Source organism: Curvibacter sp. EU05-FHT14A10 (assembly GCF_058791075.1).
The window spans coordinates 8,814-23,375 of the sequence record NZ_JBYTDE010000022.1 but is presented as its reverse complement, the minus strand read 5'-3'; the positions used below and the strand labels follow the sequence as shown (position 1 = coordinate 23,375).

Annotated in this window: 10 protein-coding genes and 6 pseudogenes; 9 read left to right on the top strand and 7 right to left on the bottom strand. The window is 58.5% G+C overall.

Annotation, left to right across the window (positions count from 1 at the left end; genetic code table 11):
* Window positions 1-125 precede the first annotated feature (125 nt).
* A pseudogene (locus tag AC3WUT_RS26920) lies at window positions 126-886 on the top strand (IS5 family transposase).
* 219 nt (window positions 887-1,105) lie between these two features.
* Here AC3WUT_RS26920 and AC3WUT_RS26915 read toward each other — a convergent pair.
* Together AC3WUT_RS26915 and AC3WUT_RS26910 are read right to left on the bottom strand one after the other, a co-directional pair.
* Window positions 1,106-1,406: pseudogene (locus tag AC3WUT_RS26915) on the bottom strand (IS110 family transposase); the annotation flags it as partial.
* A 278-nt stretch (window positions 1,407-1,684) separates the two neighbouring features.
* Window positions 1,685-1,993 (bottom strand): annotated as a pseudogene (locus AC3WUT_RS26910) (transposase); the annotation flags it as partial.
* A gap of 14 nt (window positions 1,994-2,007) precedes the next feature.
* Between AC3WUT_RS26910 and AC3WUT_RS26905 the strand changes: the two are divergent.
* Complete coding sequence (locus tag AC3WUT_RS26905; protein WP_492350133.1) at window positions 2,008-2,343, top strand: S8 family serine peptidase; 336 nt, start codon at window positions 2,008-2,010, stop codon at window positions 2,341-2,343.
* 502 nt (window positions 2,344-2,845) lie between these two features.
* Window positions 2,846-3,094 (top strand): annotated as a pseudogene (locus tag AC3WUT_RS26900) (hypothetical protein); the annotation flags it as partial.
* 4 nt (window positions 3,095-3,098) lie between these two features.
* Here the strand turns inward: AC3WUT_RS26900 and AC3WUT_RS26895 are convergent.
* The 4 genes and pseudogenes from AC3WUT_RS26895 to AC3WUT_RS26880 form a co-directional block, all read right to left on the bottom strand.
* Window positions 3,099-3,773, bottom strand: coding sequence for a class I SAM-dependent methyltransferase (locus tag AC3WUT_RS26895; RefSeq protein ID WP_492350132.1), 675 nt, complete (start codon window positions 3,771-3,773; stop codon window positions 3,099-3,101).
* Window positions 3,770-4,699: an NAD(P)/FAD-dependent oxidoreductase gene (locus AC3WUT_RS26890; protein WP_492350131.1), complete on the bottom strand. Its 930-nt coding sequence runs from the start codon at window positions 4,697-4,699 to the stop codon at window positions 3,770-3,772. The genes AC3WUT_RS26895 and AC3WUT_RS26890 overlap by 4 nt, the downstream gene beginning before the upstream one ends.
* A gap of 2 nt (window positions 4,700-4,701) precedes the next feature.
* Entirely contained in the window at window positions 4,702-5,145 is a 444-nt protein-coding gene (locus AC3WUT_RS26885) for an Rrf2 family transcriptional regulator (protein ID WP_492350130.1), read from the bottom strand.
* Window positions 5,146-5,525: 380 nt separating this feature from the next.
* Window positions 5,526-6,055 (bottom strand): annotated as a pseudogene (locus AC3WUT_RS26880) (transposase); the annotation flags it as partial.
* A gap of 170 nt (window positions 6,056-6,225) precedes the next feature.
* Between AC3WUT_RS26880 and AC3WUT_RS26875 the strand changes: the two are divergent.
* Window positions 6,226-7,551 (top strand): GDSL-type esterase/lipase family protein, encoded by a 1,326-nt coding sequence (locus AC3WUT_RS26875; protein ID WP_492350129.1) that lies wholly within the window; start codon window positions 6,226-6,228, stop codon window positions 7,549-7,551.
* Window positions 7,552-7,666: 115 nt separating this feature from the next.
* On the opposite strand, the gene AC3WUT_RS26870 is transcribed toward AC3WUT_RS26875, so the two are convergent.
* On the bottom strand, window positions 7,667-8,116 hold the full coding sequence (locus AC3WUT_RS26870) for a MarR family winged helix-turn-helix transcriptional regulator (RefSeq protein WP_492350128.1): 450 nt from the start codon (window positions 8,114-8,116) through the stop codon (window positions 7,667-7,669).
* A 66-nt stretch (window positions 8,117-8,182) separates the two neighbouring features.
* On the opposite strand from AC3WUT_RS26870, the gene AC3WUT_RS26865 reads away from it, so the two are divergent.
* From AC3WUT_RS26865 to AC3WUT_RS26845, 5 genes and pseudogenes are all read left to right on the top strand, one after another.
* A complete protein-coding gene (locus AC3WUT_RS26865; RefSeq protein WP_492350127.1) occupies window positions 8,183-8,554 on the top strand; it encodes a VOC family protein in 372 nt (123 codons plus the stop codon).
* A gap of 96 nt (window positions 8,555-8,650) precedes the next feature.
* Window positions 8,651-9,544, top strand: coding sequence for an SDR family oxidoreductase (locus AC3WUT_RS26860; RefSeq protein ID WP_492350126.1), 894 nt, complete (start codon window positions 8,651-8,653; stop codon window positions 9,542-9,544).
* Window positions 9,545-9,694: 150 nt separating this feature from the next.
* Window positions 9,695-10,381: pseudogene (locus tag AC3WUT_RS26855) on the top strand (IS3 family transposase); the annotation flags it as partial.
* Complete coding sequence (locus AC3WUT_RS26850; protein ID WP_492350167.1) at window positions 10,368-11,285, top strand: IS110 family RNA-guided transposase; 918 nt, start codon at window positions 10,368-10,370, stop codon at window positions 11,283-11,285. The pseudogene AC3WUT_RS26855 and the gene AC3WUT_RS26850, both read left to right, overlap by 14 nt.
* Window positions 11,286-11,985: 700 nt before the next feature.
* Window positions 11,986-14,562 (top strand): DUF4347 domain-containing protein (locus AC3WUT_RS26845; RefSeq protein WP_492350125.1); only part of this gene is annotated, 2,577 nt, incomplete at its 3' end.

Genomic DNA, 14,562 nt, shown 5'->3' with positions numbered 1-14,562 from the left:
AGCTTGAAAGGTTCGAGCAGGCTCGGTAGGCCGTTGCTCAAGGAACGCAACAGTTGACCGAGTCGGAGGACTAGGGCGTGTTAACACTAATTCCCAAGACGTATGGAATCGGTGAAACTCGCCACATGGAGATAACGCCCGAACAATTTGCGCGCATCGAACACTGCCTACCCACTCAGCGTGGCAATGTGAGCATGACAAACCTTCAGGTCGTCAACGCGATGCTTTACGTCGCCGAGCATGGCTGCAAATGGCGGGGCCTACCCAAGAGATTTGGTAATTGGCACACCATCTACACGCGCATGCGCCGCTGGGAAAAGGTGGGCGTGCTGGACAAGATGTTTGAAGAGCTGCAACGCCAGCAGGTGGTGCGTATCCGCATTGAAGCGGTCTCACTTGATTCGACCAGCATCAAGGTCCACCCCGACGGGACCGGCGCACTAAAAAAAGCGGTCCTCAGTCCATCGGCAAATCTCGGGGCGGATGGAACACCAAGATTCATCTGGTTGCCGCGGATGCGCGAACGGTCGTAACTTTCAGCCTGTCGCCAGGACAAGCGCATGATGCGCCCGAGGGGCGGCGCCTTCTGCAAAGCCTGGGGCCGACAAACCGTCCCATTCACTTGCTCATGGACCGCGCATACGAAGGCAACGAGACGTGGCAGTTGGCTCTTGACTTGGGGTTCATCCCGGTTGTGCCTCCTACCAGGACACGGCTTGACCCCTGAGAATACGACAAAGCCATGTACAAGCGCCGCAACGAAGTCGAGCGCTTATTCCGCCGCCTTAAAGGCTACCGACGAGTCTTTTCCCGATTTGAGAAACTCGATGCGATGTTCATGGGCTTCCTCAACTTCGTACTGGTTGCCGATGGTCTGAGTGGTTAGTGTTAACAGGCCCTAGGCCATCCGTTACGTGCGTGCAACTCCAATGTGCCTGCGGCCTGCAGATGGTGACTGATGGTGAGTTCCGTCGTGCCTGGTTGCACGTTGAGCGATGAACGTGAAATCCGAGGCACCTCACTTCATCCAGCGGGCTTCCTTTCGGGCCTCACGCAGGTAGTGTTGGTTGGATTCCGAGCAAAGCCATTGTTGGGCTGCCACTCAGATGGCCTGGGCATCACGTGCATCGGTCTTGTCGCGCAGTACAAAGGGGCGGACATGTTTGGCTGGTAGCAGCTTCACTTCATGCCCCAATGCCTGCAGCGTTCTTGCTCAATGGTGGGCGCCGCCACGGGCTTCCAACGCGACGAGCGACCGCTGACAATTGGCAAAGAATGTAGGCACCCGATCACGCCTGAGTTTGTGTCGTTCGACCACGCCTGTCGCTGGCGTCTACGATGTGGAGCTGGAACACGTTCTTGGCAATATCCATTCCGATCACAGGCAGAACTGGGGAAGATTGCATGGTGGGGCCTCCGGTTTTCAAGTGGTTGCGACGAACTTCCACTTTGGCACTTTGATGCTGTTACCGCGAGGCCCTGCCTGAATCTGGTCATAGGCCTACGCGTTCATTAGCGGTGTAGGTGGAGACGTCCATGCCATCTGCACAAATATGAGTTGAACGCGGCAGTGGGCGGGTCATAAGGATTGCCGCTGGTTTACAGCCCATCTAACTCCGTCGATTTGCCCACTGCCGGCGCGAATCGGCGCCGCCCATGCCGATTTGGCGTGTAGCAGACGCGCTCATGCCGCAACTCTCATGAGTTTGCGCTTTGCCATCCACAGATTGGCCAACGCAAGCAGCGTGTGCAACTGCGCCGTGTTCTTGGCCAGCCCGCGGTAGTGCACTTTCACGTGCCTATACTGGTGCTTGACGACCCTGAACGGGTGCTCCACCTTGGCTCGGATGCGTGACTTGATGCGCTCGATTTCGTCGATGTGGCGTTGCCTGGGGTCATTCTTGTCCAGCGCCCGGCGCTGGCCTGGGCGCGTGGCCACGTTCCAATTCACGCCGGCCTTGGCATCAGGGTGCTTTTGCGCGCCCTGGTAGCCTTTCCACCAATCTTGTGCATGACCCCGGCCAAGCATGGAACGCGATCACGGTGGGCGCTTGCACCGACAAGATCGACACAGAAGGACATGCGTCCTTGAATCCAGTCGCTGAAGCCGGTGGCCTCAGTCCCTTCACAACGACAACTAGAACGTGGGATCGAGCATGGCCGTTGAACCCCGAAGTGGTGCTGGAAGGTGGCAATGCGGCCAAGGATGATCTTGGCGCGGTTGACATGGCCAGCCTGAACGTGCTGACGACCCACAACCAGCCGCTGAATCGCTTGTTCACCACCAGCAACGCCACCGGCGCAGCGTCGGCTTTGTGTGCGGGAATGAGGGCGCCCCAGTGAATCCCTCTGATTCCAACTGGCTACTGGGTGAACGGCAACGACATCGTGGATCGCTGCACCAGGATGTCTGGAAAGGCACGGCTGCTGAATTAGCCAGCCGTGGCTTCGTCGCCGTCTATCCTTCGGCAGGGTGGTGGCGGACGCGGCCTGTGCTGGAACGCTATGGCCTGCCAGCACGGTATAGCCTTCTAGTGTCCATTCAGACGCAGCAGATGAACGTTGATCTTTACGCTGCTGTCGCCCAGAAAATCCCTGCCGCGAATGCCGTCGTCGTTCGTAACGAGCGTCCCGGCGCGCCGCCGTCGGGCTCGCGGGCTGCGCCCCACGCTTTGTGCCGAATCGCAGCCATCCGGCTTTGATCCCTTGTTTATCCCATTCCACGTAATCGGAGTGCCGTTCGCGCCCGGTGCCGTTTGGCACCGGCGATTGGCCGCAGCATGTAGCTCGTTATCCCTCGGTGCTTCCAAGCCCGTACGTCAGTCCTGAGCGCATGTCTGCGACTGGTCGGGTAACAGCGCGCAGCGCTCTCTACATGGCGGCAATCGTGGTGATGCGGCACAACCGAACCTGCTATGAGCAGCTGGTAGCAGCAGGCAAGCCCAAAAAGGTCGCCATCGTGGCTTGCATGCGCAAGCTACTGATCATTCTGAATGCCATGGTAAGAACCGGCAGGCCATGGAAAGAAAAGGCGGCAACTGCCCAGGACGATGCGGAGGCTGACATCGTGCCACCACGCGGCCAGTTGGCCTGATCCCTCATGGTCTGCGGGCGACCCAGCCCTTGAAGGTGAATGCGCAATAGAAAAGTTCGATATGAGTGAATCCGGCCTCGCGAAGCAGATCGGCATCCTGCTGGGGTGAAAGTACGGGTAGCCGCTCCTTGATCGCAGCGATGCTGCCTTCGGCCTGTGCGATAGGCACGCCGGATGCAGCCGCGAACGCCGCATTGCGCGCGAGCCATCTGTCCCTGACGGGATCCTCGCTGGGAAAGCTATGATGTGCAACGACAAGGGGGCCACCGGGTTTGAGCCGCAAGTGGATTTCCTTCAAGGTTCCGAGGCGTTCGACCGGCGGCAGAAAGTGAAGCGTCAGAAGACAGGTCGCGCCATCGAAAGGCCCGATGGGCGCACTGTCGATATAGCCTTCGTGCAGGCGCACAAGAGGCGTCATAGGCCCGAGGGTCGTGCGGGCCAGGTCGAGCATCTCGGCAGAAGGGTCCACGCCGTCGAAGTGCCAGGCGGACTGCATCTCGGCGAAGGCCTTCAGCTCGAGCCCGCCGCCGGCGCCGAGCACCAGGATGCGTGCGTCAGCTGGCGCACGTTCGGCCAGCAGTACACCCGCCATCCTGTGCAAGTCCCGAAGGCCGGGCACTATCCTCGCGGTTCTCTCTGCATAGCTCGATACGGCCGCCGGGTCGGAAAACGGGGTCATCGGCAGCCGCCTTCCGTTTGCACGGGTGCGATGGTTTCGGGCCAAAGCAACGAACGGTGGACCTGGGTGCCTGCCATGGCGCCGCTGCCCACGGCCAGCGACACGGATTGAGGCGCCCGCGCTACATCGCCGCAGGGAAATATCCCAGTGACTGAAGTCTTGTTCTCGGAATCGGTGCGCACCTGAACTCCCATGGGCGTCTCTTCCAGCACGCTGCCTACCACTTCGGCCAGAGAACTGGAGGGAGATGTGCGCGTCGCGGTGAACAGACCCGCAAAGCGCAGCAACCGCCCGTCGGCCATCACCACGTCTGCCGTTCCTTCGATCCTGCCAATGGGCGCTTCCTCGATCGTCACGGCCCGTCGCTCCAGCGCGGACCTGGCTTCCTGACTCAGTTCCACAGCGCCGTTGACCAGCAAGGTCGCATCGCCCCAATCAGTCAGCAGTTCAGCCTGGTGGATGGACATCGGGCCGGTGGCGACGATGCCTATGCGACCCTGGCCGAGCTCGTAGCCATGGCAGTACGGGCAATGGAAGACCGCCTCGCCCCAGCGCACTGCGAGGCCTTCGACGGCAGGTAGCTGGTCGGCCACGCCGGTGGCCACCAGGATGCGGCGGCCTTGGTGCGATACGCAATCGGACGTCGTGACATTGAATTCATCCACCTGCCCTGTGATGGCATCGATCCGGCCTTCAAGCCACGTCAGCGTCGGATAGGCTTCGACCTGGTGGCGCGCGCTCGCCGCTATTTCGCCGGAGGCAACACCATCCTGGCCGAGAAACCCGAGGGAATGGCTGGCGAAGCGGTTGCGCCGCTCGCCCGCATCGATCACGAGCACGGACCTGCGCGCCCGCACCAGTTGCATGGCCGCGGCTATTCCCGCGTAGCTTCCGTCGATGACGATGACGATGACGTCGTGGTGCATGCTCAACTCCTTTTGCGTCGTGCAGCCGCGTGCCGTCGCGAAAAGTCCGCGGCCAGATCGGCGAGGGTAATTTCGGAGAACCGCTTCAGGAGCAGCGCCTCGGCCTCGGCAAACGTGCCCTCGAGCGCGGCATTTACCGATTGCTCGACCAGGCACTCCGGTGTCTCATTGCGGTTGCCAACGGCAAACACGGCCGGCTCACCCAACGCCTCGTGCAACTGGCGCAGGGTGACCGAGCCCAAGTCGGCATGGATGCGCCATCCGCCCGCGTGGCCGCGATCGGACGTAACGATGCCCGCTTCGCGCAGATACCCCATGGTGCGCCGGACGACGACGGGGTTGGTGCCCAGGCATTGGGCCAAGGTCTCGGAGGTGACCGGTCCATCCTGCTCGGCCATGTGCAGCAGCGCATGCAGCACGGAAGACAGGCGGCTATCTCGTTTCATGTAACTAATGATGTTTCATTTAAAGCGATGCGTCAAGACAGATTTGACCTGCGGATGAGGTCCCAACGCAAGCCATCGTGGGCGGGCGGTGCGAACTTTCGGATGGCGTGTTATACGATTTGGGGCTCATCTACATGGAGGTCAGTTAGGGAACGTCTTATATGGGCGCCTCCCGGATTGCAAGAACTCGTGTGTGTGACGATTCAGGAGGCAGGGCTGCAGTCTTATATCCGGCCTGTTGTGCAAGCTGGTAAGCCTGCTGGCCCTGATGGTTTTCGCTGACGAGGTTCCCATCTGCACACCGAGCTCCTTGCTCTTGTTCCCTAGCCGTAGCACCGGTGATTCGACTCGAAGATCTCAGTAATGGACTGCCGGACCTAGAGGTATTTGTCGCCCACCGCTGTACGGGCCCGGTGGTAGAAGTACGAGCTACGGGCCAGCCCTACCTGCGCGAGGAGCTCTGGGAGGCCGTATTGCTCTCTCAGGGCGTCAATCAGCAGTGCCTTCTCCCTGTTGCTGAGGAGCTGCAGATTGACGCCCAGGCCTTTTTTTAACAGTTCATGGACCTTATTCAAGAGGTCCTCAATTGCCGGACCTCGCGGCGCAATGCAGCTACTTGCAGCTCGAGTTCGTCGCGCTCTCGTTGCTGCGGGGATTGATGGGTGTGTTTCATTGAAGCAGGGGCCTCACGCCCCAGAAGCTGATTCTTCCAGTTGTACAACGTCGGCCTGCTCACACCAAGCTTCTGGGCAACCACCTGCGCACTTCCCTCGCGAGTGCACGGTTCAAGGACCGCCAGCTTCTTCAGTTCCGGCGGCCGAGGTGCGCTGACTGCCCTGCCGACAACGGGCTGCCGGGAGTCGAGGGCCAGTTCGTTAATCCAGGAACGAAGCAAATCGCGGCTCGGATAGCAACATCAGCGCAGCCACTTGACAGCGTCGGTGCCGATGCAATCCGTGCTCGCTCCGATGACTCCATACAAACGTTCGTCTTCGGGTTAGTCCTCGTTTGATATCAGTGCGCTGATATTAATATCAGTGTGCTGATACAAATCGTGCTAGACAAACAATGGAGAAATGTATGTTCCAAACGGAAAGCAATACTCAAATTAGAGGTGAGCGCCAGCGCGGCCACAGTCCAATAACGTCCTGGTCGACTTTGTGGATGGTCACCTTGGCCTTGGTCGGTACCACGCTGCTATCAGCTTGCGGCGGCAGCAGCAGCAGCAGCGGTAGTTGGCTCACATCCTGGGCTGCGTCGCACAACCGTCCTGAGACACCAGCGAACCTTTCAGACAGTACGGTGAGAATGATTGTGCGTCCGACGGCAGCAGGCAATGCAGTGCGCGTGCGCATTGAAAACTCCGTGGGCACTGCGCCGGTCACTTTCTCTGCGGCCTATGTCGGAGTGGCTGGTATTGGTGCAACGGTCGACGGCATCAACGTACGAATGACCTTCAATGGCAATGCCTCGCTCACTCTGGCACCTGGTGCGCAGGCTTGGAGCGATGCCGTCAATCTGCCTGTAAATGCCTTCCAGCGCTTGGCCATCAGCCTGCATGCGAGCTCAGCAACCGATGCGAGTGCACACACGTTGGGCCTGACCAACAACTTCATTGCACAGGGCAACTTGGCTAATTCAGTGGAGGGGAAAGGCTTCAGTCCCGTGAATCCAGTATTGACGGGAACAGCCATCGCCGCCTACCCAGTCTACTGGGTGGGCGCCGTTGACGTCATGTCAACAATGCGTGGAACGATCGTCACGCTAGGCGATTCAATCACGGACGGCTTTTGTAGCACAACGACCAACGGTGGAACTTTGACTGGAGGCGTCGCAGTGATGGATCAATATCAACGCTGGACCGACATTCTGGCCAATCGCCTCGCGGCCCTACCCGAAGATCAGCGAAAAGCCGTTGCTAACGCGGGCATATTGGGAAATCGTGTTGTGTTAGCTGGAGGTTTCGGACCGTCGGCGTTAGACCGTTTGGACCGAGACGTGCTGGCGCTTTCGGGCGTCAGTCACGTAATTTTCTTTGAAGGCACCAACGACATCGTAGGTGGAGCTTCTTCGGCAACACTGATTGCTGGGTCACAGCAAGTATTGGACAGCCTCCGAGCACGTGGTCTGAAAGTGATTGCAGGGACGATCATCCCCCGTGGTGCCCCAACTGGAGGTCTTACGGCGGAACAGGAAAAAGTGCGGCTTGAGGTGAATGCCTGGATTCGTACTCCTGGCCGCTTTGACGGCGTGATTGATTTTGATGGGCTGATGGTCGGTGGAGGAAAGTCCACGACAGGTGCTGAGACCATCAAGCCTGAGTTCAACTGTGACAACGTGCATCCCAACGCAGCGGGATATGCCGCGATGGGCAATGCAATCAATTTGGACCTGTTCAAGAATTGAGAACTTGGATTGACGGGCCAAGTCCATCTTGAAAGTGGGCAGCAAGAAGCAGGTGTTCGAGCCTACCCAGCTGGTCGAAGATTCATGCTTCTTGGGCCACCCCTTGATTCCTCTATCAACGGAGCGCCTCTGCGAGTCGTCGTAGCAGCGCTGCGACTGCCTTTGAGTCGATCGGGGCAGAAGCGCTCTGTAGACGGGTCTCAGCGTCTGCCACGATCCCACCAGCTGCTTCCAGTACGTCACGTCCCAATGCCGTTAGCTCCGTCATTTGAACCCGTCCATGTTCAGGATGTGCAGTCCGCGAGATGAAACCTGCACGCTCAAGAGCAACGAGGATGCCCTGCATCGTTTGTGGCGTCACAAACGCGCGGCGCGCAAGCACAGCGTTCGACGCCCCGGCCTCCTTCTTGAGTAGTGTAAGAGCCGCATATTGAGGCGTGGTTAGGCCGATCTCTCGCAGTCCTGCATCGAGCCGAGCGCGAAGGGCCTGTTGGGCCAACTTCAACGCAAAGCCGATCGTCGCATACGGATCGCTCATTTCAGGGGAGACTTTTGATCTAGACATGTCAGTGTCCTTATATTAGTATCAGTGCATTGATATGCTACTTTATTTAACCAAAGGAACCCTGCAATGTCTCATCTCATCGGACCCGATTTCATCGGCATACAAACCAAAGATCTCGAAGCCGCGCGGACTTTCTATGCAGAAGTCCTTGGACTGGCAGTCGCCGCCTTTAGCCCTCCCGGCGCGGTCGTCTTCGACACAAAGCCAATTCCATTCGCTATTCGAACGCCCATTGCGGAGCTAAAAGGGACAGGTGGGCTCGGAGAGGGGATCGCAATCTGGTTCGGTTGCGACGACGCTGATGCGCTACATGAACATCTTGTCGAGCACGGGACAGAAATTGTCTTCGCACCAAAAGACGGGCCGTTCGGCCGCTACTTTGCGTTCCGTGACCCCTTTGGTTACACGATTACGCCTCATACGGTTGTGAGGTCTTGAGTGCTGCACATCAGAAGAGACCGTCGCAAGATTTCATCTTCAGAGATCACCACATTCGCGCTCAGTGATCTTCATTCCAACCCCTAAGGAAAAGCCATGGCGAGTTCCAATCAATCTCAACTTTTCGTCACAGGCGCAACTGGGCAGCTCGGGCGCCTAGTGATCCATGAACTGCTGAAGCGGGCTCCCGCACAAAGTATCGTGGCGGGCGTCCGATCGCCGGATCACGAGGTCGCCAAGCAGTTTGTTGTCCAGGGTATCGAAATCCGCGTCGCGGACTATGCGCAGCCCGACACGCTTGTCGCAGCGTTTCATGGGATAGACCGGCTGCTGCTGATCTCGTCCAGTGCGGACGATGGACGCTGCGCTCAGCACGAGAATGTCATCAACGCGGCCAAAGCTGCGAGAGTAGGGCTGCTGGCCTATACAAGCCTGCTTCACGCCGATACGTCTGCACTCGGCTTCGGTGACGACCATCGCCGGACCGAAGCGATCCTTGAGGCGTCAGGCGTTCCCTATGTCCTGCTTCGACACGGGTGGTACATGGAGAACCACATGCACCTCATTCCACCGGCGCTTCAGTACGGTGCAGTGCTCGGCTGCGCAGGCGAAGGACGTTTCTCGACTGCAACACGTGCTGACTTCGCCGAGGCCGCCGCCGTCGTGTTGACGTCTGCAGGCCAGGTCGGCCGCATCTATGAGCTGGCCGGTGACGAGAGCTATACCCTGGCCGACTTCGCTGGGGCGATCTCGGCCGCCGCCGGCAAACCCGTCGCCTACAGGGACATGCCCGAGGCCGCTTACAAACGCATGCTCATCGACATGAAGCTACCCGAACCCGTCGCCGAACTCATCGCGGACGCGGATACGGGTGCGTCGAGGGGGGCACTGGAAGACGGAGGCCGGCAGTTGAGTGCGCTGATCGGACGCCCTACCACCGCGTGGCGCCTGGTCGTTGAGCGGGCATCAAGTTCAGGTAACGTGCAATGACTTGCTGGATCGGTGTCGCGAGTCGCGACCGTGTGAAGGTGGCCATTGAAAGAGGCTTTGCCCAGGCCGGTCTCGGCAAGATGGCGCCGGTAAAACGCCTGAAGCGCTGCGACCTCCTCCTCTACTACTCCCCACGGGAAGGACTACCGCCGGGTGCACGTGATGCTTCGTCGCGAGGGCCACAGGGACAACGTCAAACGGGTCTACCGCTTGTACAGGGAAGAAGGTCTGTCGCTGCGCCTGAAAAGGCCGCGGCGCAACAAAGCGGCCAAGTTACGCCAGCCTAAGCAGTTGGCCCACGCCATGAATGAAATCTGGAGCATGGACTTCGTGGCCGATGCGTTGTTTGACGGCCGAAAGCTGCGCATGCTGACGGTCGTAGATCTGTTCACCAGGGAGTGCCTGGCCATCGAGGTTGGCCAGAGCTTGAAGGGGGAAGAGGTCGTGCGAACGCTCAGCGACGTCTGTGTCCAACGTGGCATACCAGGCACGATCAAGACAGACAACGGAAGCGAGTTCATCTCCAAGGTGATGGACAAATGGGCCTACGAGCGCGGCGTTGAGTTGGACTTCAGCCGGCCAGGCAAACCGACAGACAACGCGGCAGTGGAGAGCTTCAATGGTCGACTGCGGCAGGAGTGCCTGAACGCGAGTTGGTTCTTGTCATTGGCGGATGCACAGACCAAAATCGAAGCGTGGCGCAGGTACTACAACGAGAGTCGTCCCCACTCTGCGCTGGAGTGGGCCACACCCGCTGAATTCGCCCGCCGTTGCTGCCTGCAGGCAGCAACTGCGATGTCAGAGAGGCCGGAAGTTTCTACTTCTGAGCGGTACTGAAACTGGGACAGGGTCAGCACTGGTCGTGATGGAGGCTTGTGGCGGAGCTCACGAGTGGGCTCGCTCGCTGCAGCGATTCGGGCATGAGGTGCGGCTCATCTCCCCGCGTAAAGTTCGCCCCTTTGTCCAACGTAACAAAACGGACGCGGCCGACGCGCAGGCCATTTGGACCGCATGCCAACAACCAGGCATGCGTTTTGTACTCGTGAAAACCGAGGCCCAACAGGTCGTCTTGTCGCTGCATCGCATTCGGGTGCAGCTCATGAAGTCGCGCATCATGCAAACCAACGAACTGAGGGGAATCCTGTACGAGTTCGGCATCGTCCTGCCTGAAGGGCATATGCAACTACTCCTGGCGCTGCCAGACACGTTGAACGAAGCAAGGCAGCGTTTGCCGGCCATGCTGATGGACAGTTTGGATGAGCAGGTGCGACGCATCAAACAAAATACTGAGGACATTGATAGGATCGAACGCAGGCTTGCGCAGCAATTGCGCGAATCCCCTTCGTTCCAGGCCATCGCGCAGATTCCACGCGTGGGGCTACTTACCGCAACGGCGGTCGTGGCCAGCATGGGCGACCCGCAAGCGTTCAAAGATGCCAGGGAGTTCTCTGCCTGGGTTGGCCTTGTGCCTCGGCAAACCGGGACTGGGGGCCGCATCAGGCAGCTGGGTATCAGCAAGCGAGGCGATGCCTACCTGAGGACACTGCTGATGCATGCCGCACGGTCAGTGGCACTCAAATGCAAGGAAGGCAGCACGTGGCCATGGCTGACGGAAATGCTCAAGCGCCGGCCACACAACGTGGTGGTCGCCGCAGTTGCCAACAAACTGGCACGCACCATCTGGGCTGTGCTCATCAAGGGCCAGTCCTGGAACCCCAATGCATGGCAGGGCACCGTATGACGGGGCTTTGATCGGAAATTCGAAAACTACTGTTTGAGGAGAGCAAGCGACGTCAAGTGTGTGATGGGACAGACAGGTTGGACCGTGATGGGGATACTCCGATAAGAACCGAGAGCTTCAAGCTCGAGTGTTAGATGGGAACCTCATCAGCGAATGCCATCAGGGCCAGCAGGCACCGCCTGCACAACAGGCCGGATATGAGACTGCAGCCCTGCCTCCCGATCCCTTACGCATCCAAGTCACTTGTAATCCGGGCGGTGTCCATATAAGCCAGTCTTAGCAGTTGCTCTGCTCGGCAGCGTCAACCGCTCCTCAGCTTGGGATGGACCCATTGCGCGCAGCCGCACGCCACAGTTATCACGCATCACTTGTTCGTTGCTGCGTTGGACTTGGAGAATGACCACTAGCACCTGTCAAGCGTCTTTCCTCGCCTCGCTGGACTTCCTTGTCTCTGTAGGCTGAAGTAGGTCAAGTTGACCCATGGGTTGCCCTAACGCGCCATAGTCTGCCTGTTTGCTTTTCGGACCTTAGTCAGAAAATCACCTAAAAAAATTTTTAGAGCGCATTCTCTAATTAACCCTACTATTTTTTGTTCTAGCTAAAAAATGGAAGTCAAGCGATCTTCTTTGTTTAAAGAATAGAATGTAAAGATAAAGCCGCTCCACGCGGCACTCACATGCCCAGTTGGAGGGACCATTCCGTGGTGATACTGCGAAAATATTTTCTTTTGTTGGTGTCGCTTGCGGCCTTGTTTCTTTGTGTGGTAGCACTCCCTTCTGCGGCCTCTGCCAGACCCCAGCAGATCGCTTTCATCGAAAACAATCTGACCGATTTTCAGACACTGGTTGCCGGTGCAAAGCAGCGTGGGATGGAAACAGTGGTTCTGGACAGTCGAAAAGATGGACTGGCCCAGATGGCCGAGTACCTAGCCCAGAAAGAACCAGGCAGCGTGGCCGCTGTACACCTGCTGAGCCATGGCAGCAGCGGGTCGATCAATTTGGGGACGCTAACGCTCGATGGCAAAAACCTGAACCAGCACACCGACACGCTGGCCAGTATTGGCCATGCGCTGACTGCGGATGGCGATTTGCTTGTTTACGGCTGCAACGTGGCTGAGGGTTCGGTGGGGGCGGCGTTTATCGGAGAACTCGCGCAGGCGACCGGTGCCGATGTGGCTGCTTCGGAAAACCTGACGGGCAGTGCGGCGCTAGGCGGGGATTGGGCATTGGAGCGCCAGATCGGTGTTGTCGAAAATTCGACCCTACTGAGTGCGTTGGAGCTTTCACGGTATGACAGTGTGCTCGGCCCCAATTTCAGCAATGCCACCGGTGTCTATGCACGCCCAGGTCAGGTCGGGACTGTCTGGTCCGAAAATCGTGGGACCAACCTGTTTTTGACCGGTGCTTTTGCAAGCGGCATCTCACGTGGTGTCGTTGAGTACAGCACAGACAGCGGAGGCACCTGGACCGCACTCTCTGGCAGCAATGGCTATACCGGACCGAGCAATTGCCTTTACCGCTACCGCGATACCAATGCGGGAGACTCCACTACCACGCCTAATGGGCATATCGGTTGGCACAGTGGTGCAGGAAATACCACAACGAATTTTTTCGTCAACATGGATCTGGCTCCCACAGACATCAAGTCGGATGCCACTTTTGTTCTTTCTGACTCCACTCAGGGCAACGCAATTGCCACACTAAAGCCCACGGATACAGGCTACACCACGGGCGGCTTTTGGACCATTGACAGTCAATCTGTTTCCAATTTGGTCACCTTGTCTCAGACCCCTAGCTCTGCGAACACGGCAACTCTCAGCATCGGCAGTGGCACCTTGCCAGCCATCGGACAGACGTTCACGGTCACGGCGCGTTTCAACGACTATTTTCAAACCGACAGCAGTGGTAACCCGCTCAATGGGCAGGGGTATTCCAAGGTTTTGACTTTTACCGTTGTTGATGAAAACACCACGATAGCCGGGTTCAGCGGCGACGTTGCCATCAATACCACCACGGCTGGCGCACAGGATATGCCGGCTATCGCTAAGTTGAGCACTGGGAACTACGTGGTCGTCTGGCATTCGGCCGGTCAGGGAGACACCACCGGCAGCACCGGCAGCATCATGGGCCGCATCTTCGACCAATACGGCACGGCCCAAGGCAGCGAATTTCAAATCAGCCCGCAAGACACCATCGACCAAATCAACCCCAGCGTCACGGCGCTGGCCAACGGTCGCTTCGTCGTCGCTTACCAAACAGCCACGGCACAAAGCAACACGGGCGACGTGGTGTTCCGTATCGTTGAGGCGAATGGAGCGCTTGGTAGCGAAATCACGGCCAACACCACCACCTTTCACGAGCAGCGTGATGCCGTTCTTGCGACCTTGTCTAACGACAACTTTGTCGTTGTGTGGAATTCGTCAGGCAGCGATGACACCGGACTGAGGGCTTATCGGCGTTTTGATTCAACGGGCACCGCCATCGATACCACCGAGCAGCCTTTGAGCTCAAATGACTACGCACAGTCTGCCACGTCCGGGATCGGCGTTGCGGCGCTGGCAAGTGGCGGATTTGTGTCTACATGGGCCGATACTGGCGGGAGCGGCTACGTGAAGATGAATATCTTCAATGGCACGGCTCTTTCTGGTTCCGTCAATGTGAACTCCAGTGCAGATTATTCACCGTCGGCCTCCGTTGCTGCGCTCACCGGTGGTGGATTTGTGGTCGCTTATGCCGACGTTTATGTCGATGCCTCGACACCGCAGTACGTCAAGTTTTCGCGCTACGACAATAGCGGCAATCGACAAGGCTCCGAATCGACCGTTGCGGTCATAACGGCCGCAGATTTCTATACTCCGGTGGTCACGGTTACCCATCTGGCTAACGGTGGATTTGCCGTCGGTTGGACATCCGACGTCGGAGACTACAGTTACGGGTCTAGTGGTGTCTTCGCACGCCGTTACGATGCCAGCGGGACCGCGGCCGACGCATCACCGCTACAGATCAATGCTCACCGTCGTGGCGGGCAATCCCACCTTGCCCTGGCAGAGCAAGGAAGTGGCGGGATCATTGGTGTGTGGACGGATGACCAATCGAACGGCGCAGGCAACGCCGGTATTGAGGGTCGATTTGCAAGCATTGCCACCCCAGCCCCCACCGTCACGGCGATCAGCCCGACCAGCGGCACTACGGCTGGCGGTACCAGTGTGACGATCACCGGCACCAACTTCACGGGTGCCACGGCCGTCACGATCGGCGGCGCGGCCGCGACGGGTGTT